Annotated in this window: 12 protein-coding genes and 4 tRNA genes; 9 read left to right on the top strand and 7 right to left on the bottom strand. The window is 60.4% G+C overall.

The genetic code is table 11. From position 1 onward, the window contains the following. The first annotated feature begins 295 nt into the window (after nt 1–295). The gene (gene uvrB, locus CH92_RS07390) at nt 296–2311 is read left to right on the top strand and encodes an excinuclease ABC subunit UvrB (RefSeq protein ID WP_025241138.1); all 2016 of its coding nucleotides are present in this window, start codon (nt 296–298) and stop codon (nt 2309–2311) included. Between the two features lie 22 nt (nt 2312–2333). On the opposite strand, the gene CH92_RS07395 is transcribed toward uvrB, so the two are convergent. Together CH92_RS07395 and CH92_RS07400 are read right to left on the bottom strand one after the other, a co-directional pair. Next, a complete protein-coding gene (locus CH92_RS07395; RefSeq protein ID WP_025241139.1) occupies nt 2334–3884 on the bottom strand; it encodes an MDR family MFS transporter in 1551 nt (516 codons plus the stop codon). Beyond that, nucleotides 3874–4908: an HlyD family secretion protein gene (locus tag CH92_RS07400; protein ID WP_025241140.1), complete on the bottom strand. Its 1035-nt coding sequence runs from the start codon at nt 4906–4908 to the stop codon at nt 3874–3876. The genes CH92_RS07395 and CH92_RS07400 overlap by 11 nt, the downstream gene beginning before the upstream one ends. A 103-nt stretch (nt 4909–5011) precedes the next feature. Here CH92_RS07400 and CH92_RS07405 point away from each other — a divergent pair, with 103 nt between their 5' ends. The 7 genes from CH92_RS07405 to CH92_RS07435 all read left to right on the top strand — a co-directional run bounded on the left by CH92_RS07405 (nt 5012) and on the right by CH92_RS07435 (nt 8791). After that, entirely contained in the window at nt 5012–5941 is a 930-nt protein-coding gene (locus CH92_RS07405; protein WP_025241141.1) for a LysR family transcriptional regulator, read from the top strand. A 63-nt stretch (nt 5942–6004) separates the two neighbouring features. Next, a complete protein-coding gene (gltX, locus tag CH92_RS07410) occupies nt 6005–7486 on the top strand; it encodes a glutamate--tRNA ligase (protein WP_025241142.1) in 1482 nt (493 codons plus the stop codon). 167 nt (nt 7487–7653) lie between these two features. Further along, nucleotides 7654–7729: transfer RNA gene (locus tag CH92_RS07415), tRNA-Ala, on the top strand. Nucleotides 7730–7781: 52 nt separating this feature from the next. Further along, a tRNA-Glu gene (locus tag CH92_RS07420) sits at nt 7782–7857 on the top strand. A 50-nt stretch (nt 7858–7907) separates the two neighbouring features. Next, nucleotides 7908–7983, top strand: a tRNA-Ala gene (locus CH92_RS07425). A gap of 47 nt (nt 7984–8030) precedes the next feature. After that, nucleotides 8031–8106 (top strand) — tRNA-Glu (locus CH92_RS07430). Between the two features lie 235 nt (nt 8107–8341). Continuing rightward, complete coding sequence (locus CH92_RS07435; protein WP_025241143.1) at nt 8342–8791, top strand: acyl-CoA thioesterase; 450 nt, start codon at nt 8342–8344, stop codon at nt 8789–8791. Between the two features lie 11 nt (nt 8792–8802). Here the strand turns inward: CH92_RS07435 and CH92_RS07440 are convergent, their stop codons facing one another. After that, nucleotides 8803–9081 carry a hypothetical protein gene (locus CH92_RS07440; RefSeq protein ID WP_025241144.1) on the bottom strand — a complete coding sequence of 93 codons (279 nt, stop codon included), beginning with the start codon at nt 9079–9081 and terminating at the stop codon, nt 8803–8805. A 110-nt stretch (nt 9082–9191) separates the two neighbouring features. After that, complete coding sequence (locus CH92_RS07445; protein WP_025241145.1) at nt 9192–9395, bottom strand: hypothetical protein; 204 nt, start codon at nt 9393–9395, stop codon at nt 9192–9194. 369 nt (nt 9396–9764) lie between these two features. Between CH92_RS07445 and dinB the strand changes: the two genes are divergently transcribed. Beyond that, entirely contained in the window at nt 9765–10763 is a 999-nt protein-coding gene (dinB, locus tag CH92_RS07450; protein WP_235206205.1) for a DNA polymerase IV, read from the top strand. Between the two features lie 460 nt (nt 10764–11223). Here dinB and CH92_RS07455 read toward each other — a convergent pair whose 3' ends face one another. From CH92_RS07455 to CH92_RS07465, 3 genes are all read right to left on the bottom strand, one after another. Then, nucleotides 11224–11625, bottom strand: coding sequence for an META domain-containing protein (locus tag CH92_RS07455; RefSeq protein WP_025241147.1), 402 nt, complete (start codon nt 11623–11625; stop codon nt 11224–11226). Further along, the gene (locus tag CH92_RS07460) at nt 11622–12059 is read right to left on the bottom strand and encodes a hypothetical protein (protein ID WP_025241148.1); all 438 of its coding nucleotides are present in this window, start codon (nt 12057–12059) and stop codon (nt 11622–11624) included. Before CH92_RS07460 ends, CH92_RS07455 begins: the two co-directional genes overlap by 4 nt. A 223-nt stretch (nt 12060–12282) precedes the next feature. After that, nucleotides 12283–13077, bottom strand: coding sequence for a dienelactone hydrolase family protein (locus CH92_RS07465; protein ID WP_025241149.1), 795 nt, complete (start codon nt 13075–13077; stop codon nt 12283–12285). Between the last annotated feature and the right edge of the window lie 356 nt (nt 13078–13433).

Here is a 13433-nt window from a genome sequence, read left to right on the forward strand (position 1 = left end):
TCGCTTCGCGCTGAGGGCGGTGCGCAAACGGGGCAAGAGTATAGCGAGACTGGCTCTGGGTCGCGATATGCTGGGGCTGTTTTTTCTAACCGATTCACGCTCGCCTGGTCGCCATTCTGCCTCGCTTCGTCTGTCTCTCTGGCCGGGCACTTGATATTGTCGAGAGCGACCGCATTGAAAGGGGCCGTGTCAGCTGTTCGCCTTGTCCGCAACGGCTCGATACGCCTTAAAAGTTGCCGCCTGGCAGGCTCTACCGTTCGGCTTTCGGGTCGTCACGCTATCTGAAGAGGTCGATATGTCGAAGTTCGAACTGATCACGCGCTTCAAGCCCGCCGGGGACCAGCCGGAAGCTATCCGGCAGATGATCGAAGGCATCGAGGCCGGTCTGTCACACCAGACCTTGTTGGGCGTGACGGGCTCCGGCAAGACCTTCAGCATTGCCAATGTCATTGCCCACGTGCAGCGGCCAACCTTGGTGCTGGCACCGAACAAGACGTTGGCCGCGCAGCTCTACGGCGAGTTCAAGGCGTTCTTTCCGAACAATGCGGTGGAGTACTTCGTTTCCTATTACGACTACTACCAGCCGGAAGCCTATGTGCCGTCCTCGGACACCTTCATCGAAAAGGACGCTTCGATCAACGATCACATCGAGCAGATGCGGCTGTCGGCGACCAAGGCGTTGCTGGAGCGGCCGGACGCGATCATCGTTACGACCGTCTCCTGCATCTACGGTCTGGGTGATCCGCAGTCGTATTTGAAAATGGTCCTGCACGTGGACCGGGGTGACCGCCTCGATCAGCGCGAGCTGCTGCGTCGCCTCACTGGGCTCCAGTACACCCGTAACGACATGGATTTCGCCCGCGCCACCTTCCGAGTGCGTGGCGATGTGATCGATATCTTCCCGGCGGAATCGGATCTCGAGGCGGTGCGCATCGAGCTCTTCGATGACGAAGTCGAGAGCCTGTCCGCCTTCGATCCGCTGACCGGCGAGGTGATCCGCAAGCTGCCGCGCTTCACCTTTTATCCCAAAAGCCACTACGTGACGCCCCGCGAGACGCTGCTGGACGCCATCGAGAACATCAAGGCCGAGCTCAAGGATCGTCTCGACTACCTGCGTTCCAACAACAAGCTGGTGGAGGCGCAACGGCTCGAGCAGCGCACACGCTTCGATCTGGAAATGATCATGGAGCTGGGCTATTGCAACGGTATCGAGAACTACTCGCGCTATCTCTCGGGTCGCGCGTCGGGTGAGGCGCCGCCGACGCTTTATGACTATTTGCCCGCTGATGCGCTGCTGGTTATAGACGAGTCCCACGTCAGCGTGCCGCAGGTCGGTGCCATGTACAAAGGCGACCGTTCGCGCAAGGAAACCCTCGTCGAATACGGCTTCCGCCTACCTTCGGCGCTGGATAACCGGCCCATGCGTTTCGACGAATGGGAAGCCATCAGCCCGCAGACCATCTTCGTCTCGGCGACACCGGGCCCTTATGAAGCGGAACACGCCGGGCGCGTCATCGAACAGGTGGTGCGTCCTACAGGGCTGGTGGATCCGCAGATCGAAGTGCGGCCGGCGTTGACTCAAGTCGATGATCTGCTGTCCGAGATCACCAAATGCGTGGCCAAGGAAGAGCGGGTGCTAGTCACCACGTTGACCAAGCGGATGGCCGAGGACCTGACCGACTATCTGGGCGACCACGGCGTGCGGGTGCGCTACCTCCATTCGGATATCGATACGGTGGAGCGGGTGGAGATCATTCGCGACCTGCGCCTTGGCGTGTTCGATGTGCTGGTGGGCATCAACCTATTGCGTGAGGGCCTGGATATGCCGGAGGTATCGCTGGTGGCGATCCTCGACGCGGACAAGGAGGGCTTCCTGCGCTCCGAGCGTTCGCTGATCCAGACAATCGGCCGCGCGGCCCGTAACCTCAACGGCAGGGCGATTCTCTATGCCGACAACATGACCGGGTCCATGGAGCGGGCCATCGGCGAAACCGAGCGCCGACGCAACAAGCAGATCGCCTTCAACGAGGCCAATGGCATCGTCCCGCAGGGCGTATTCAAGGATGTGAAGGACATTCTCGAAGGAGCCACCGTACCCGGCTCGCGCAGCAAGAAGCGTCGCGGCGAAGCCAAGGCGGCGGAAGAGGCGGCGCGCTACGAGAATGAACTGCGTTCGCCGAGCGAAATCACCAAGAGGATTCGTCAGCTCGAAGAGAAGATGCTCGCGTATGCGCGCGATCTTGAGTTCGAGGCCGCCGCGCAGACTCGGGACGAGATTCACAAGCTGCGCGAGCGCCTGCTGCAGGTTTAGAGGCTAAAGGATTGGCGCAGGCTCAGTGTGCCGCGCCGCCCTTGATGTCCTCGGGCAGTTTGCGCGTCAGCAGCACGGCGACCATGCTGATCGCCAGGGCAATACCGACGAAATGGAACGCATCGTTGTAGGCCATGATCATGGCCTGCTGGTGTGTGATCTCGCTGAGCCGTCCCAGCGCGGCCTGCTCGCTGCCCAATTGCTGGGTCAGGGCGGTCAGGCGCTCGGCCACCGCCGGATTGCTCGGCACTACCGACTCGCGTAGGTAGTCGAAATAGATCTTCGTGCGGCTGTCCAGCAGCGTGGCGAGCAGGGCGATGCCGATCGCGCCGCCTAGATTTCGCAGAATATTGAACAGGCTGGATGCTGAGCCAGCATCCTTCGGCTGGATATAGGCCGTGGCGATCAGCGAGACGGTGACCATGATCATCGGCTGGCCCAGCGCGCGGATGATCTGGATCGGATGGAACTGATCGCCGGCGAAGTCCGGATTGAGCGCGCCGGAGGCGAAGCTGGAAAGGCCGAACAGGGCGAAGCCTGCCGCGCAGAGCAGCTTGGGCGCGATGATCTTCATCAGCTTGGGCACCAGCGGAATCAGGAACAGCTGCGGAATCCCCATCCACATGATTACCTGGCCAATCTGCAACGCGTTGTAGTTCTGGATCTGCGCCAGGTACAGCGGCAACAGGTAGATAGAACCATAGAGGCCGAGCCCCATGCCCAGGCTGGCGATACTGGTAAGGCCGAAGTTGCGCTCGCGCAGGATCCCCAGGTTGATCAAAGGGTTAGTGCGCGACAACTGCAGGATGACGAACAGGATCAGGCTGATCAGCGCCACCGAGCCCAGCTGGACGATCAGGGTCGACTCCAGCCAGTCCTTGCGATGGCCTTCTTCGAGAAACACCTGCAGGCAGCCGAGCCCCATGGCCAGGGTGACGATGCCGGCGTAATCGGTGCTTTTCAGCAGTTCCCAGTGCGGTGGCTTCTTTTCCAGGCCGTACAGCAGGCCGGCGATCATCAGCAAACCGGGCGGTATGTTGATGTAGAAGATGTATTCCCAACCCCAGCTTTCGGTGAGCCAGCCACCCAGGGTGGGCCCGATCGAGGGCGCAAAGGTGGCGGTAATGGCGAACAGCGCCATGCCTTTGGCTCGATGGTGTTCGGGCAGCTTGATCAGCGTCAGGGTGAAGGCCAGCGGAATCAGCGCGCCGCCGGTAAAGCCCTGCATTGCACGGAACACGATCATGCTCTCCAGATTCCAGGCGAAGGAGCAGAGCAGGGAGGAGAACAGAAATCCGACCGATACCCACACCGCCAGGCGCCGAGCCGAGAGCAGCTGGACCAGCCAGGCGGTCAGCGGAATCATGATTATTTCCGCCACCAGATAGGACGTGGAAATCCACGAGCCTTCTTCCAGCGTGGCGGACAGCGCGCCCTGGATATCCTTGAGCGACGAGTTGGTGATCTGGATATCAAGAACCGCCATGAACGCGCCGAGCATGGCGCTCATCACGGCGATCCAGTCGCGCCGGCTGGGTTCGCCAACCGGACGAATCAACGCATCAGCGGCCACGGAGGTCGATCTTCACGTCCACCGACATGCCGGGACGGATGCGGCCCTTGAGCGGGTTGTCGCCAGCAAAGGTCAGCTTGACCGGGATGCGCTGGACCACCTTGGTGAAGTTGCCGGTGGCGTTGTCTGGCGGCAGCAGGCTGAACTGGGCACCCGAGGCCGGCGAGAGGCTTTCGACGCGACCTTCGATAGGCGTATCGGGAAAGGTGTCGAACGTCAGCTCGGCGCCCTGACCGACCTGCACGCGGCCAATCTGGGTTTCCTTGAAATTGGCCTGCACCCAGATGTCCTCGTCCGGGACGATCGACATCAGGTAGGCGCCGACCGGGACATACTGTCCATTGCGAGCAGAGCGCTGGCCGACGATGCCGCTGATGGGCGAGCGGATTTCGGTGCGATCGACGTTCAGTTCGGCTCGCTCGATTTCCGCACGTGCGCCGTCGATCTGCGCCTGCAGACGTTCGATATCGGCTTGCAGGCTGTCGATCTGCTGGCGCTGGGCGGCCAGGTCGGCTTCGGCTTTCTCCCGCTGTGAACGAGCAACCTGGGCGTCGGCGGAGAGGGTGGTGACCCGTTCCTCAGAGACAAACCCGGGTTTGCGCAGCGCTTCGACGCGCGACAGGTCGACCTGGCTGCGCTGGAGGTTTGCCTGTGCCGCGCCGAGCGACGCCTGGCTGGCAGCGATCAGGCTGGATTGCTGCGCGAGGCGGCTACGGGCCTGGGCGAGCTCGGCTTCGCGGATCGCCAGATTGGCCCGCGCCTGGGCCAGCGCCAAGCGGAAGTCGCCAGGCTCCAAGGTCACCAGCAGATCGCCGGGCTTCACATGCTGGTTGTCCTGGACGTGGACCTGCTCGATCCGCGCCGCGAGCTGGCTGGAAATCCGGGTAATTTCGCCTTGTACATAGGCATTGTCGGTGTGCTCGTAGTGGCGACCGACGAAAAACCAATGGGCAAAAAAAGCGCCTGCGACCAGCAATAGCAGGGCGATAAAGATGAAGAGTCGGCGTTGCAGCTTGGCAGGCATGTCGTCGCTCGTGACCGAAGGTGAGCCGGCCAATCTACCAGTGTTCCCGTTGCGAAATAAGCCGTTACAATCGCTAAACTTTGTTGCATGCAGGGAACAATCCGTGGGCCTCGACGACGCCTTGATCTTTACCCGGGTGGTCGAATGCCACAGCTTCACCCAAGCGGCCTCAAGCCTGGGTATGCAGAAGTCCACCGTGAGCCGACGGATCGTTCAGCTCGAGGAGCGGCTCGGTGTGCGGCTGATAAACCGCACCACGCGGCGTCTGCGCCTGACCGAGGTCGGTCAGGCCTACTACGAGCGTTGCCGGCAGATCATGCTCGATTTCGCCGAAGCCGAGCAGGTCGTCATGCAGCTGCAGCAGGCGCCGGCCGGGCTGCTGCGGATCTCCGCGCCGATCGAGTTCGGCCAATGGATTTTGGGTCGCGTGCTGGGTGACTTCATGCGGCTGTATCCGGACATCAATGCCGAGGTCGAGCTGGCTTCGCGGTATGTCGATCCGGTTGAGGAGGGCGTTGATATCGTCATCTCGGTCGGACAACCGCAGGATTCCAGCCTGATCGCGCGTAAGCTCTTCGAGACCCGTCGACGGCTTTGTGCGAGCCCGGCCTATCTGAGGCAACACGGCGTTCCTTCCTTGGTGGCCGACCTGGCCGGGCATCGTGCGATCACTCTGTCGCGTGAACCGGTGCGTTATTGGCCGATACTCGAGCAGAACGTCAATTGCCGTCGTGTGCTGAGCTGCAACAACATCACCTTCGCCCGTGAAGCGGCGCTGGCCGGTGCCGGTATCGCGGTACTGCCTACCATGATCACCGATCAGGAGGTGCGTAATGGCGATCTGGTCGAGCTGCTGCCGGACATTGAATTGCCGACCGGCGACGTCTATGCGGTCTATCCCTCGCGGCGTTTCCAGGCGATGAAAGTCAAAGCCTTTCTCGACTTCCTGATGCAATCATTGCCTGTCATGGACGGTCGCCTGGTGGAGCCGGTGGAGGCACGCCTGCTAACATCGCGCCTTTATACGCGCTGACTCAGCCGATCGCGCCGGCTATCGCAGCCGCCGTGTCTTCCTGTGCATTGATCCGAGAACATCATGACCACCGTTCGCACCCGCATCGCACCCTCTCCCACTGGCGATCCGCACGTCGGCACCGCCTACATCGCGTTGTTCAATCTCTGTTTCGCGCGTCAGCACGGCGGCCAGTTCATCCTCCGTATCGAGGACACCGACCAGCTGCGCTCTACGCGCGAATCGGAACAGCAGATCTATGACGCGCTGCGCTGGCTGGGCATCGAGTGGGACGAGGGTCCGGACGTTGGAGGTCCGCATGGCCCGTATCGGCAGAGCGAGCGCGGCGAGATCTACAAGAAATATTCTGACGAGCTGGTCGACAAGGGCCACGCCTTCCCCTGTTTCTGCAGCGCCGAACGCCTGGATCAGGTGCGCGCCGAGCAGATGGCCAACAAGGAAACGCCACGTTATGACGGGCATTGCATGCACATCGCGCCGCAAGAGGCGCAGCAGCGCATCGCCGCGGGCGAATCGCATGTAGTTCGCATGAAGGTACCGAGCGAGGGCGTCTGTCAGGTCAATGACATGCTGCGCGGTATGGTCGAGATCGGCTGGGATCGCATGGACATGCAGGTACTGATGAAGGCCGATGGCCTGCCGACCTACTTCCTGGCCAACGTCGTCGACGACCACCTGATGGGCATCACCCATGTGCTGCGCGGAGAGGAGTGGCTGCCGTCGGCGCCCAAGTTGATCAAACTCTACGAGTACTTCGGTTGGGAACAGCCGCAGCTGTGCTACATGCCGCTGTTGCGCAACCCGGACAAGAGCAAGCTCTCCAAGCGCAAGAATCCGACCTCGGTGACTTTCTACGAGCGCATGGGCTTCATGCCCGAGGCGATGCTCAACTATCTGGGTCGCATGGGCTGGTCCATGCCGGACGAGCGCGAGAAATTCACGCTGGCCGAAATGATCGAGCACTTCGATATCAATCGCGTATCGCTGGGGGGGCCGATCTTCGATGTCGAGAAACTGTCGTGGCTCAATGGCCAGTGGCTGCGCGAACTGTCGGTTGAACAGTTTGCCGCTGCCGTACAGAAATGGGCATTCAACCCCGACTACATGATGCAGATAGCGCCGCACGTGCAGCAGCGCGTCGAGACCTTCAGCCAGATCGCGCCGCTCGCCGGATTTTTCTTCTCCGGCGCGCTGAACTTGGACCCGGCGCTGTTCGAGCACAAGAAACTCGATCCGACCCAGGTTCGTCAGGTGTTGCAATTGACGCTGTGGAAGCTCGAAGCGCTGCGGCAGTGGGACAAGGCGCGCATCACCGATTGCATCCAAGCCGTCGCGGCGCATCTGGAACTGAAGCTGCGCGATGTCATGCCGCTGATGTTCGCCTCGATCACTGGGCAGGCGAGTTCGGTCTCGGTGCTCGATGCCATGGAAATCATCGGCCCGGACCTGACCCGCTTCCGTTTGCGCCAGGCACTCGAACTGCTGGGTGGTGCCTCGAAGAAAGAAGTGAAGGAGTGGGAAAAGCTGTACGCATCGATGGCCTGACCTGCGCTGGGTTGGCGGCAAGCGGTTGATACCGCTTCGTCAGGTTTGGCTGTCGCCACTCGTCGGCGGTAAGTATTTGTTCTGATGTCAGAAAATCTTCGAGCCGGAGCAAAAATATCGTTGACACTGTGCGGGACCGCACCTAATATGCGCCCCGTCCTCGAGATGGGGCTATAGCTCAGCTGGGAGAGCGCTTGCATGGCATGCAAGAGGTCGACGGTTCGATCCCGTCTAGCTCCACCAAATCTCGATTGCCACACTGGTCGTTTCGACCAGTCGCCTTTGAAGGGCTTGCGTCCCCTTCGTCTAGTGGCCTAGGACACCGCCCTTTCACGGCGGTAACAGGGGTTCGAGTCCCCTAGGGGACGCCATTATTCAGATCGCGGCGCGTAAGCGGTGCGAGTCGGGAGACGTTAAATCCGGGGCTATAGCTCAGCTGGGAGAGCGCTTGCATGGCATGCAAGAGGTCGACGGTTCGATCCCGTCTAGCTCCACCAATCCACGACAGAACGTAGCGGCTTACGGTTTGTTCATCGAAGGTTTCGTCCCCTTCGTCTAGTGGCCTAGGACACCGCCCTTTCACGGCGGTAACAGGGGTTCGAGTCCCCTAGGGGACGCCATTTTTTTTGCCCCTTTTGGGCATCAAAGGGTCATTTCTCACGAAATGACCCTTTTTGTTTTGGGCGCCATTTCAGTTGCTGCCGGCGTTGCTAAGTGATCTTCATCAGGCTGAAACGATGCGGAGTGCTGAATGGTTCGTCATAGATGATCGCCACGTACGTGACATCCATTGGCGTCTGGCTTCCAATAGACCAGGACCGCAATCTGACGACGCACTGCACAGCGAGGGTAGGCATGATCTGGGACCAGAGCGACGCGTTCATCATCGATTTCACTGTCGAGGCCGAGCATATCGACGAGCTGGGCCACGCAAACAACGCGGTATACGTATCCTGGTTGGAGCGGTGCGCCTGGCAACACTCACAGAGCCTGGGGCTGGGGTTGGAGGACTATCGCCGGCTGGATCGCGCCATGGCGGTACTCAGGCATGAAATCGATTACCTGGCAGCGGCCTATCAAGGCGACCGCCTGCAGCTGGCGACCTGGATCGTCGACTCCGATCAGCGATTGAAGATGAAACGTAATTTCCAGCTGGTCAGGTCCGGCGATGGCTGTACGCTGCTACGTGCGCAGACCACCTTCGTTTGCATCCAGCTGTCGACCGGGAAGCCCAAGCGGATGCCGGCGGAGTTCGTGGAGGGGTACGGCAAGGCCTTGATTCAGCCTTATCCCCTCGAGCACTAACGCACCACAGATCAACGCTGTTCCGGTTTGCTGGTATCGGCGTCGCGGCGCTCTTTGGCGTCTTCGCGCCAGTCATCTTGTACTTCGTTCTTCATTTTTTCGTCGATGGTTTTGCCGTCTTTCCCGACGTTGGCGGTATTGGCGCGCTGATGGGTCTCGCTCATGGCGCTGCCTTGAGTGTCGCCGGCAGCGCCGTGCGTGCCGTCATGCATATCGTCCTGATTGGCTATCGCGCTGGTTGCAATAATGCTGGCAAAGACTGCAGCGGCCAGGGGTAGAGGGGTTTTCATAGGCAATCCTCGGCTGGTGGAATATGTTCAGATCTCTCTGATTCCGACTCGGCGTATGCAGGATTCGTTCGCCCAAAAGTGGTTTGGACGTGCGCAGGTAGCTGGCGGGATTATCGGTGGCCGACGGATCGTTCGGATATATCGGGCTGCACGTGGAAGCTGACCAGCATTCCATGCCTTACACGTGACGTCTGGCCTGCCTGAGACAGCGTCAGAGGGTTCCGTGCGGTGATCACCGCCCCGGACGTCAGCAGTTCTTCGATATGTTTGCGTAGCGCATGAAACTGCCGCTTGTCGTCTCGATATTCCGGCATTGATGCGGCTCCGTCCGTGAAAGACGGACGGGATTCTAACAATCTTCAGCTGATTTACATATCAAAATGACATCATTCGTTGTTGCAGAATAATGCCGTACTTCGGTGGCGATTCGGTCTCTGGCAATCTCCGAATGGTTGATTTGCCACGCCTTGGGTCCGTGCCGAACGTATCTCGACAAATGGCTGCGTTGCGATCGGTAGATGAACGATAATCACGCTCGCACCGTGGTTAGCGTTAAAAATTTGCAGTTATGTCAGAGCGGTGCCAATGAGCCGTATTCGGTGCAGAGCCAAGGAATCCCACCCGTTAACACTTCACGCAAAATCATCCATGTCGATTGCGACTGCTTCTACGCAGCCATCGAAATGCGTGACGACCCCAGCCTCGCGAATCGGCCCATCGCGGTAGGTGGGCTCGCCGATCGTCGTGGTGTCATAGCCACCTGCAATTACGAAGCACGTGCCTATGGAGTGCGCTCGGCAATGGCGTCGGGGCACGCGTTGAAGCTTTGCCCGGATCTGCTGATCCTGCGGCCCCGCATGGACGCCTACAAGGAAGCTTCGCGCGAGATCCATGGGATCTTTCGGACCTATACCGATCTGATCGAACCCCTATCCCTCGATGAGGCCTACCTTGACGTGAGTGCCTGCAAGCATTTCGCCGGTAGCGCCACGCGTATTGCCCAGGATATCCGTCGACGGGTCTGGCAACAGCTGCGTATCACGGTGTCGGCGGGCGTTGCGCCAAACAAGTTTCTGGCCAAGATCGCCAGTGATTGGAAAAAGCCGGACGGGCTTTTCGTGATCACCCCGGATCAGGTTGACGACTTCGTGTTGGCACTGCCGGTCACCAAGCTGCATGGGGTCGGCCGAGTCACCGCTGACAAGCTGAAGCGGCTGGGCATTCACACCTGCGCTGATCTACGCACCTGGAAACGCCTGGATCTGGTTCGGGACTTCGGCTCGTTCGGTGAAAGGCTGTGGGGGCTGGCGCATGGAATCGACGAGCGTCTGGTTCAGATCGAGAGCCGGCGCCAATCGGTGAGCGTCGAGAACACCTACGATCGCGACTTGCCGGACCTCGCGGCCTGCCTTGAGCGATTGCCCGAGCTGCTTGAAGAGCTCACCGGCAGGATGGGGCGACTTGATGGTGGCTATCGGCCGGGCAAACCCTTCGTCAAGCTCAAATTCCACGACTTCACCCAGACGACCCTCGAACAGGCGGGGGCCGGCCTTGAGCTAGAGGATTATGCCGACCTTCTTGCTGGCGCCTTTGCGCGAGGCAAGCGCCCGGTGCGGCTGATTGGCGTCGGGGTTCGCTTGATCGACCTGCGCAGCGGTTTCGAGCAACTGCGCCTGTTCTAAGTCGTTCGTTGCGCGGGTTTGCCTTGGTCGATGTCGACTCCGGCATTTGCGAAGGCCCTGTTGAGCGATCTTCCGCGACGAAACCTACCGTCAGAAATAAGCAGGGCCGCTCACTGAGCGGCCCTCTGCTTGGGTGTAAAAGAGGGGATCCCTGGCCTGCCTGTACCAGGGCCCCCGAAACCGGTTACCTGGATATTTGCATGGGGCGTGCCAGTTTCGGAACGCTGGTTTGCCGCGCGGTGCCTGGCTGACTCATCGAGTGCGACTGAATGATCTTCCTGCAGCCACATGCCCAGTAGTTAGGCCGCCTGCACCGATTTGATTGGATCAGTAACGGGAACGTCGGAGGCAGCGCATCGACGCATCGAGCAGGGAGGGCGCGCGGGGCGCCCGGTTTTCTGCACTGTTTCAGTCTGTTTGAAGTGTTTGCGCTGGTTGCAATGCCCAGCTTTGGCGCAGCTCAGTTCTGTTCCGGCCAGACGCGAAGCGGGGCACCGTCAGCGGGCCAGAAGCGCAGCTGATCGATCTTGGAAACGTCCCATCGCTCGACCTGTGATAGCAGCTCCAGGAACCGCTGCTCCTGCTTCATGATGTGTTCAGCGCACATTTTCCTTGTGCTACCCACTTCGCTGAAGTGGATCTGTTGGTCGTCGAGCTGGTAATCGGCGAACCAGTGATTGCAACCGGCATTGCCATAGGCGCGGTCTTCGCTGAAGGTCAGCGAGACCGGATTGCGGCCGATTACGGGCTCGTCGCCAATCCATTCGGCGATGTAGGTGACATCGTGTTGAAGCGTGAGCGGTTCGACTGAACAGCCGCTGACGGACAAGACGGCCACACCGGCCAGGGCCAGTCGTTTCATTGCTTGCCCTCTTGGCAGGCCGGACACCGATGCTGGCCCGCGTCGTTCTTCCAGCCCAGCTCGGCGATACGCGCTTCGGCCGCCGGGGCGCGTGCGGCATTGCCTTTGGCGGCATCCACGGCGAATTCGAAATCGAGCTGTTTACCGCAGCCGTCGCAGTCGACCTGCCAATTGAGGATCGCCAGTTCGCGAAAGACCGGTCCGTTCGCCACGGCCATCCATTGTCCCGGCGGATTGATCAAATGGCGAACCTTGTCTACGGCCAGGCGCTGGGAAAGGTCCCGGCTGCCTTTGAGCGTGACGATCAGAACGTCGCCGGCGCGTACGTTGCCGCCATTGCCGGTGACTTGGTAGCGGCCCGGTGCCAAGGCGCGGCATTCGGTCAGTGTGTGTCCGGGGTTGAGCAGGGTGTAGCGAAAATCGTGTTCGGCCATGACTCGCGATCGATTGGAGTGAGGGGGGAATTGCGCGGGGGGCAATGCTAGCACGGCGGCGAGCTGGAGGTACCTGAGGCGGGTGAAGCGAGATAAGCGTTGCGATATGTCGGTATCGAACGCGTTTGCTTGTGCTTGAAGATTTCGGTGCTTGCCGGGGTTACCGGCAAGCTTGATCCGAAAAGGGCGTTATCGCCACTAGGCACGACGCAGGCGGCGGCCGCTATGGCTGAGTGCCGGCGAAGGTTTCGGTGAGGAAGCGTTGCATGTCGTTCCAGGAACGCTCATCGGCGGCTTTGTTGTAGGCCACGTCCACGCCTTTTTCCTGGAACTTATCCGCGCCGGGATTGGTGAAGCCATGCTTAGCGCCGGGCAGGCTGACGAGCTGATAATCGGCACCGGCCGCGACCATTTCCGAGCTCAGCGCCGCCACGTCTTCGGCGTTGACCATGCTGTCTGCGCTGCCGTGCTCGACCAGCACGCGGGCCTTGACGCTACCGGGCGCGGCGCGGGTTTGCGTGGCCAGCGCACCGTGGAAGCTGACCACGCCCTCGAGCGGGACGCCCTGACGAGCCATGTCCAGCACCACCTTGCCGCCGAAGCAATAACCGACCGCTGCAAGTTTGTCGGCATCGGTCTGCTGTTGCTGCTTGAGCAGGTCGAGGCCGGCATTGAAGCGACCCTTAGCGGCGTCGGCATCGGCCAGTGCGGCTTTCATGAAGGTCATCGCATCTTTGGGGTGCTCGGTGTTCTTGCCCTCGCCATACATATCGATTGCCAGCGCACTGTAGCCAAGCTCGGCGAGATCACGAGCGCGGCTTTTGGCGTAATCGTTGAGGCCCCACCACTCGTGCACCACCACAACCCCGGGACGCTTGCCCTCGACGGCGTCGTCATAGGCGTAGTATCCGATCATCTCGGTTCCATCGGCGGCGGTATAGGGGATTTCCTGTGTCTGGATTTCAGCGTGGGCGAAGGCGCTGACTGTCATCAGTGCGCCGAGCAGGGGATAACGCATGGGGGACTCCTTGTTGTAGTCGACGGGTCGAGCGATCCAAATGAATAGCGGTAGTTCGACTCATGTGCAACAAGGTTGTTCGGCTCGTCTCGGGACCCGATCGATAACGGCGCGATCAGATAACGGCACTCTGTAAGACGCCGCATCGGGCGTACGGCACGTGAGGGAAAATAAGCAGCGGCGGCCTGCTGCTTTTCCCACTTAAGCGCAGTCACCTCCGGGGCGGTGACCAGGTTGCTGGCGTGGTTATAGCGACTGATAGCGCCTCTATAGATCTGGCTCAGCTAATTAGCATTCTTGCGGCCCAGTTCGCCCGGAGGCTGGTCGTCGTAATCCAAACCTTAGGGCTCGTAAAT

The organism is Stutzerimonas stutzeri (assembly GCF_000590475.1).
Classification (GTDB): domain Bacteria; phylum Pseudomonadota; class Gammaproteobacteria; order Pseudomonadales; family Pseudomonadaceae; genus Stutzerimonas; species Stutzerimonas stutzeri_D.

Coding starts and splice junctions, on each gene's coding strand:
- uvrB (WP_025241138.1), top strand. CDS start 296: ATGTCGAAGTTCGAACTGATCACGCGCTTCAAGCCCGCCGGGGACCAG.
- CH92_RS07400 (WP_025241140.1), bottom strand. CDS start 4,908: ATGCCTGCCAAGCTGCAACGCCGACTCTTCATCTTTATCGCCCTGCTA.
- gltX (WP_025241142.1), top strand. CDS start 6,005: ATGACCACCGTTCGCACCCGCATCGCACCCTCTCCCACTGGCGATCCG.
- CH92_RS07435 (WP_025241143.1), top strand. CDS start 8,342: ATGATCTGGGACCAGAGCGACGCGTTCATCATCGATTTCACTGTCGAG.
- CH92_RS07440 (WP_025241144.1), bottom strand. CDS start 9,081: ATGAAAACCCCTCTACCCCTGGCCGCTGCAGTCTTTGCCAGCATTATT.
- CH92_RS07445 (WP_025241145.1), bottom strand. CDS start 9,395: ATGCCGGAATATCGAGACGACAAGCGGCAGTTTCATGCGCTACGCAAA.
- dinB (WP_235206205.1), top strand. CDS start 9,765: ATGCGTGACGACCCCAGCCTCGCGAATCGGCCCATCGCGGTAGGTGGG.
- CH92_RS07455 (WP_025241147.1), bottom strand. CDS start 11,625: ATGAAACGACTGGCCCTGGCCGGTGTGGCCGTCTTGTCCGTCAGCGGC.
- CH92_RS07460 (WP_025241148.1), bottom strand. CDS start 12,059: ATGGCCGAACACGATTTTCGCTACACCCTGCTCAACCCCGGACACACA.
- CH92_RS07465 (WP_025241149.1), bottom strand. CDS start 13,077: ATGCGTTATCCCCTGCTCGGCGCACTGATGACAGTCAGCGCCTTCGCC.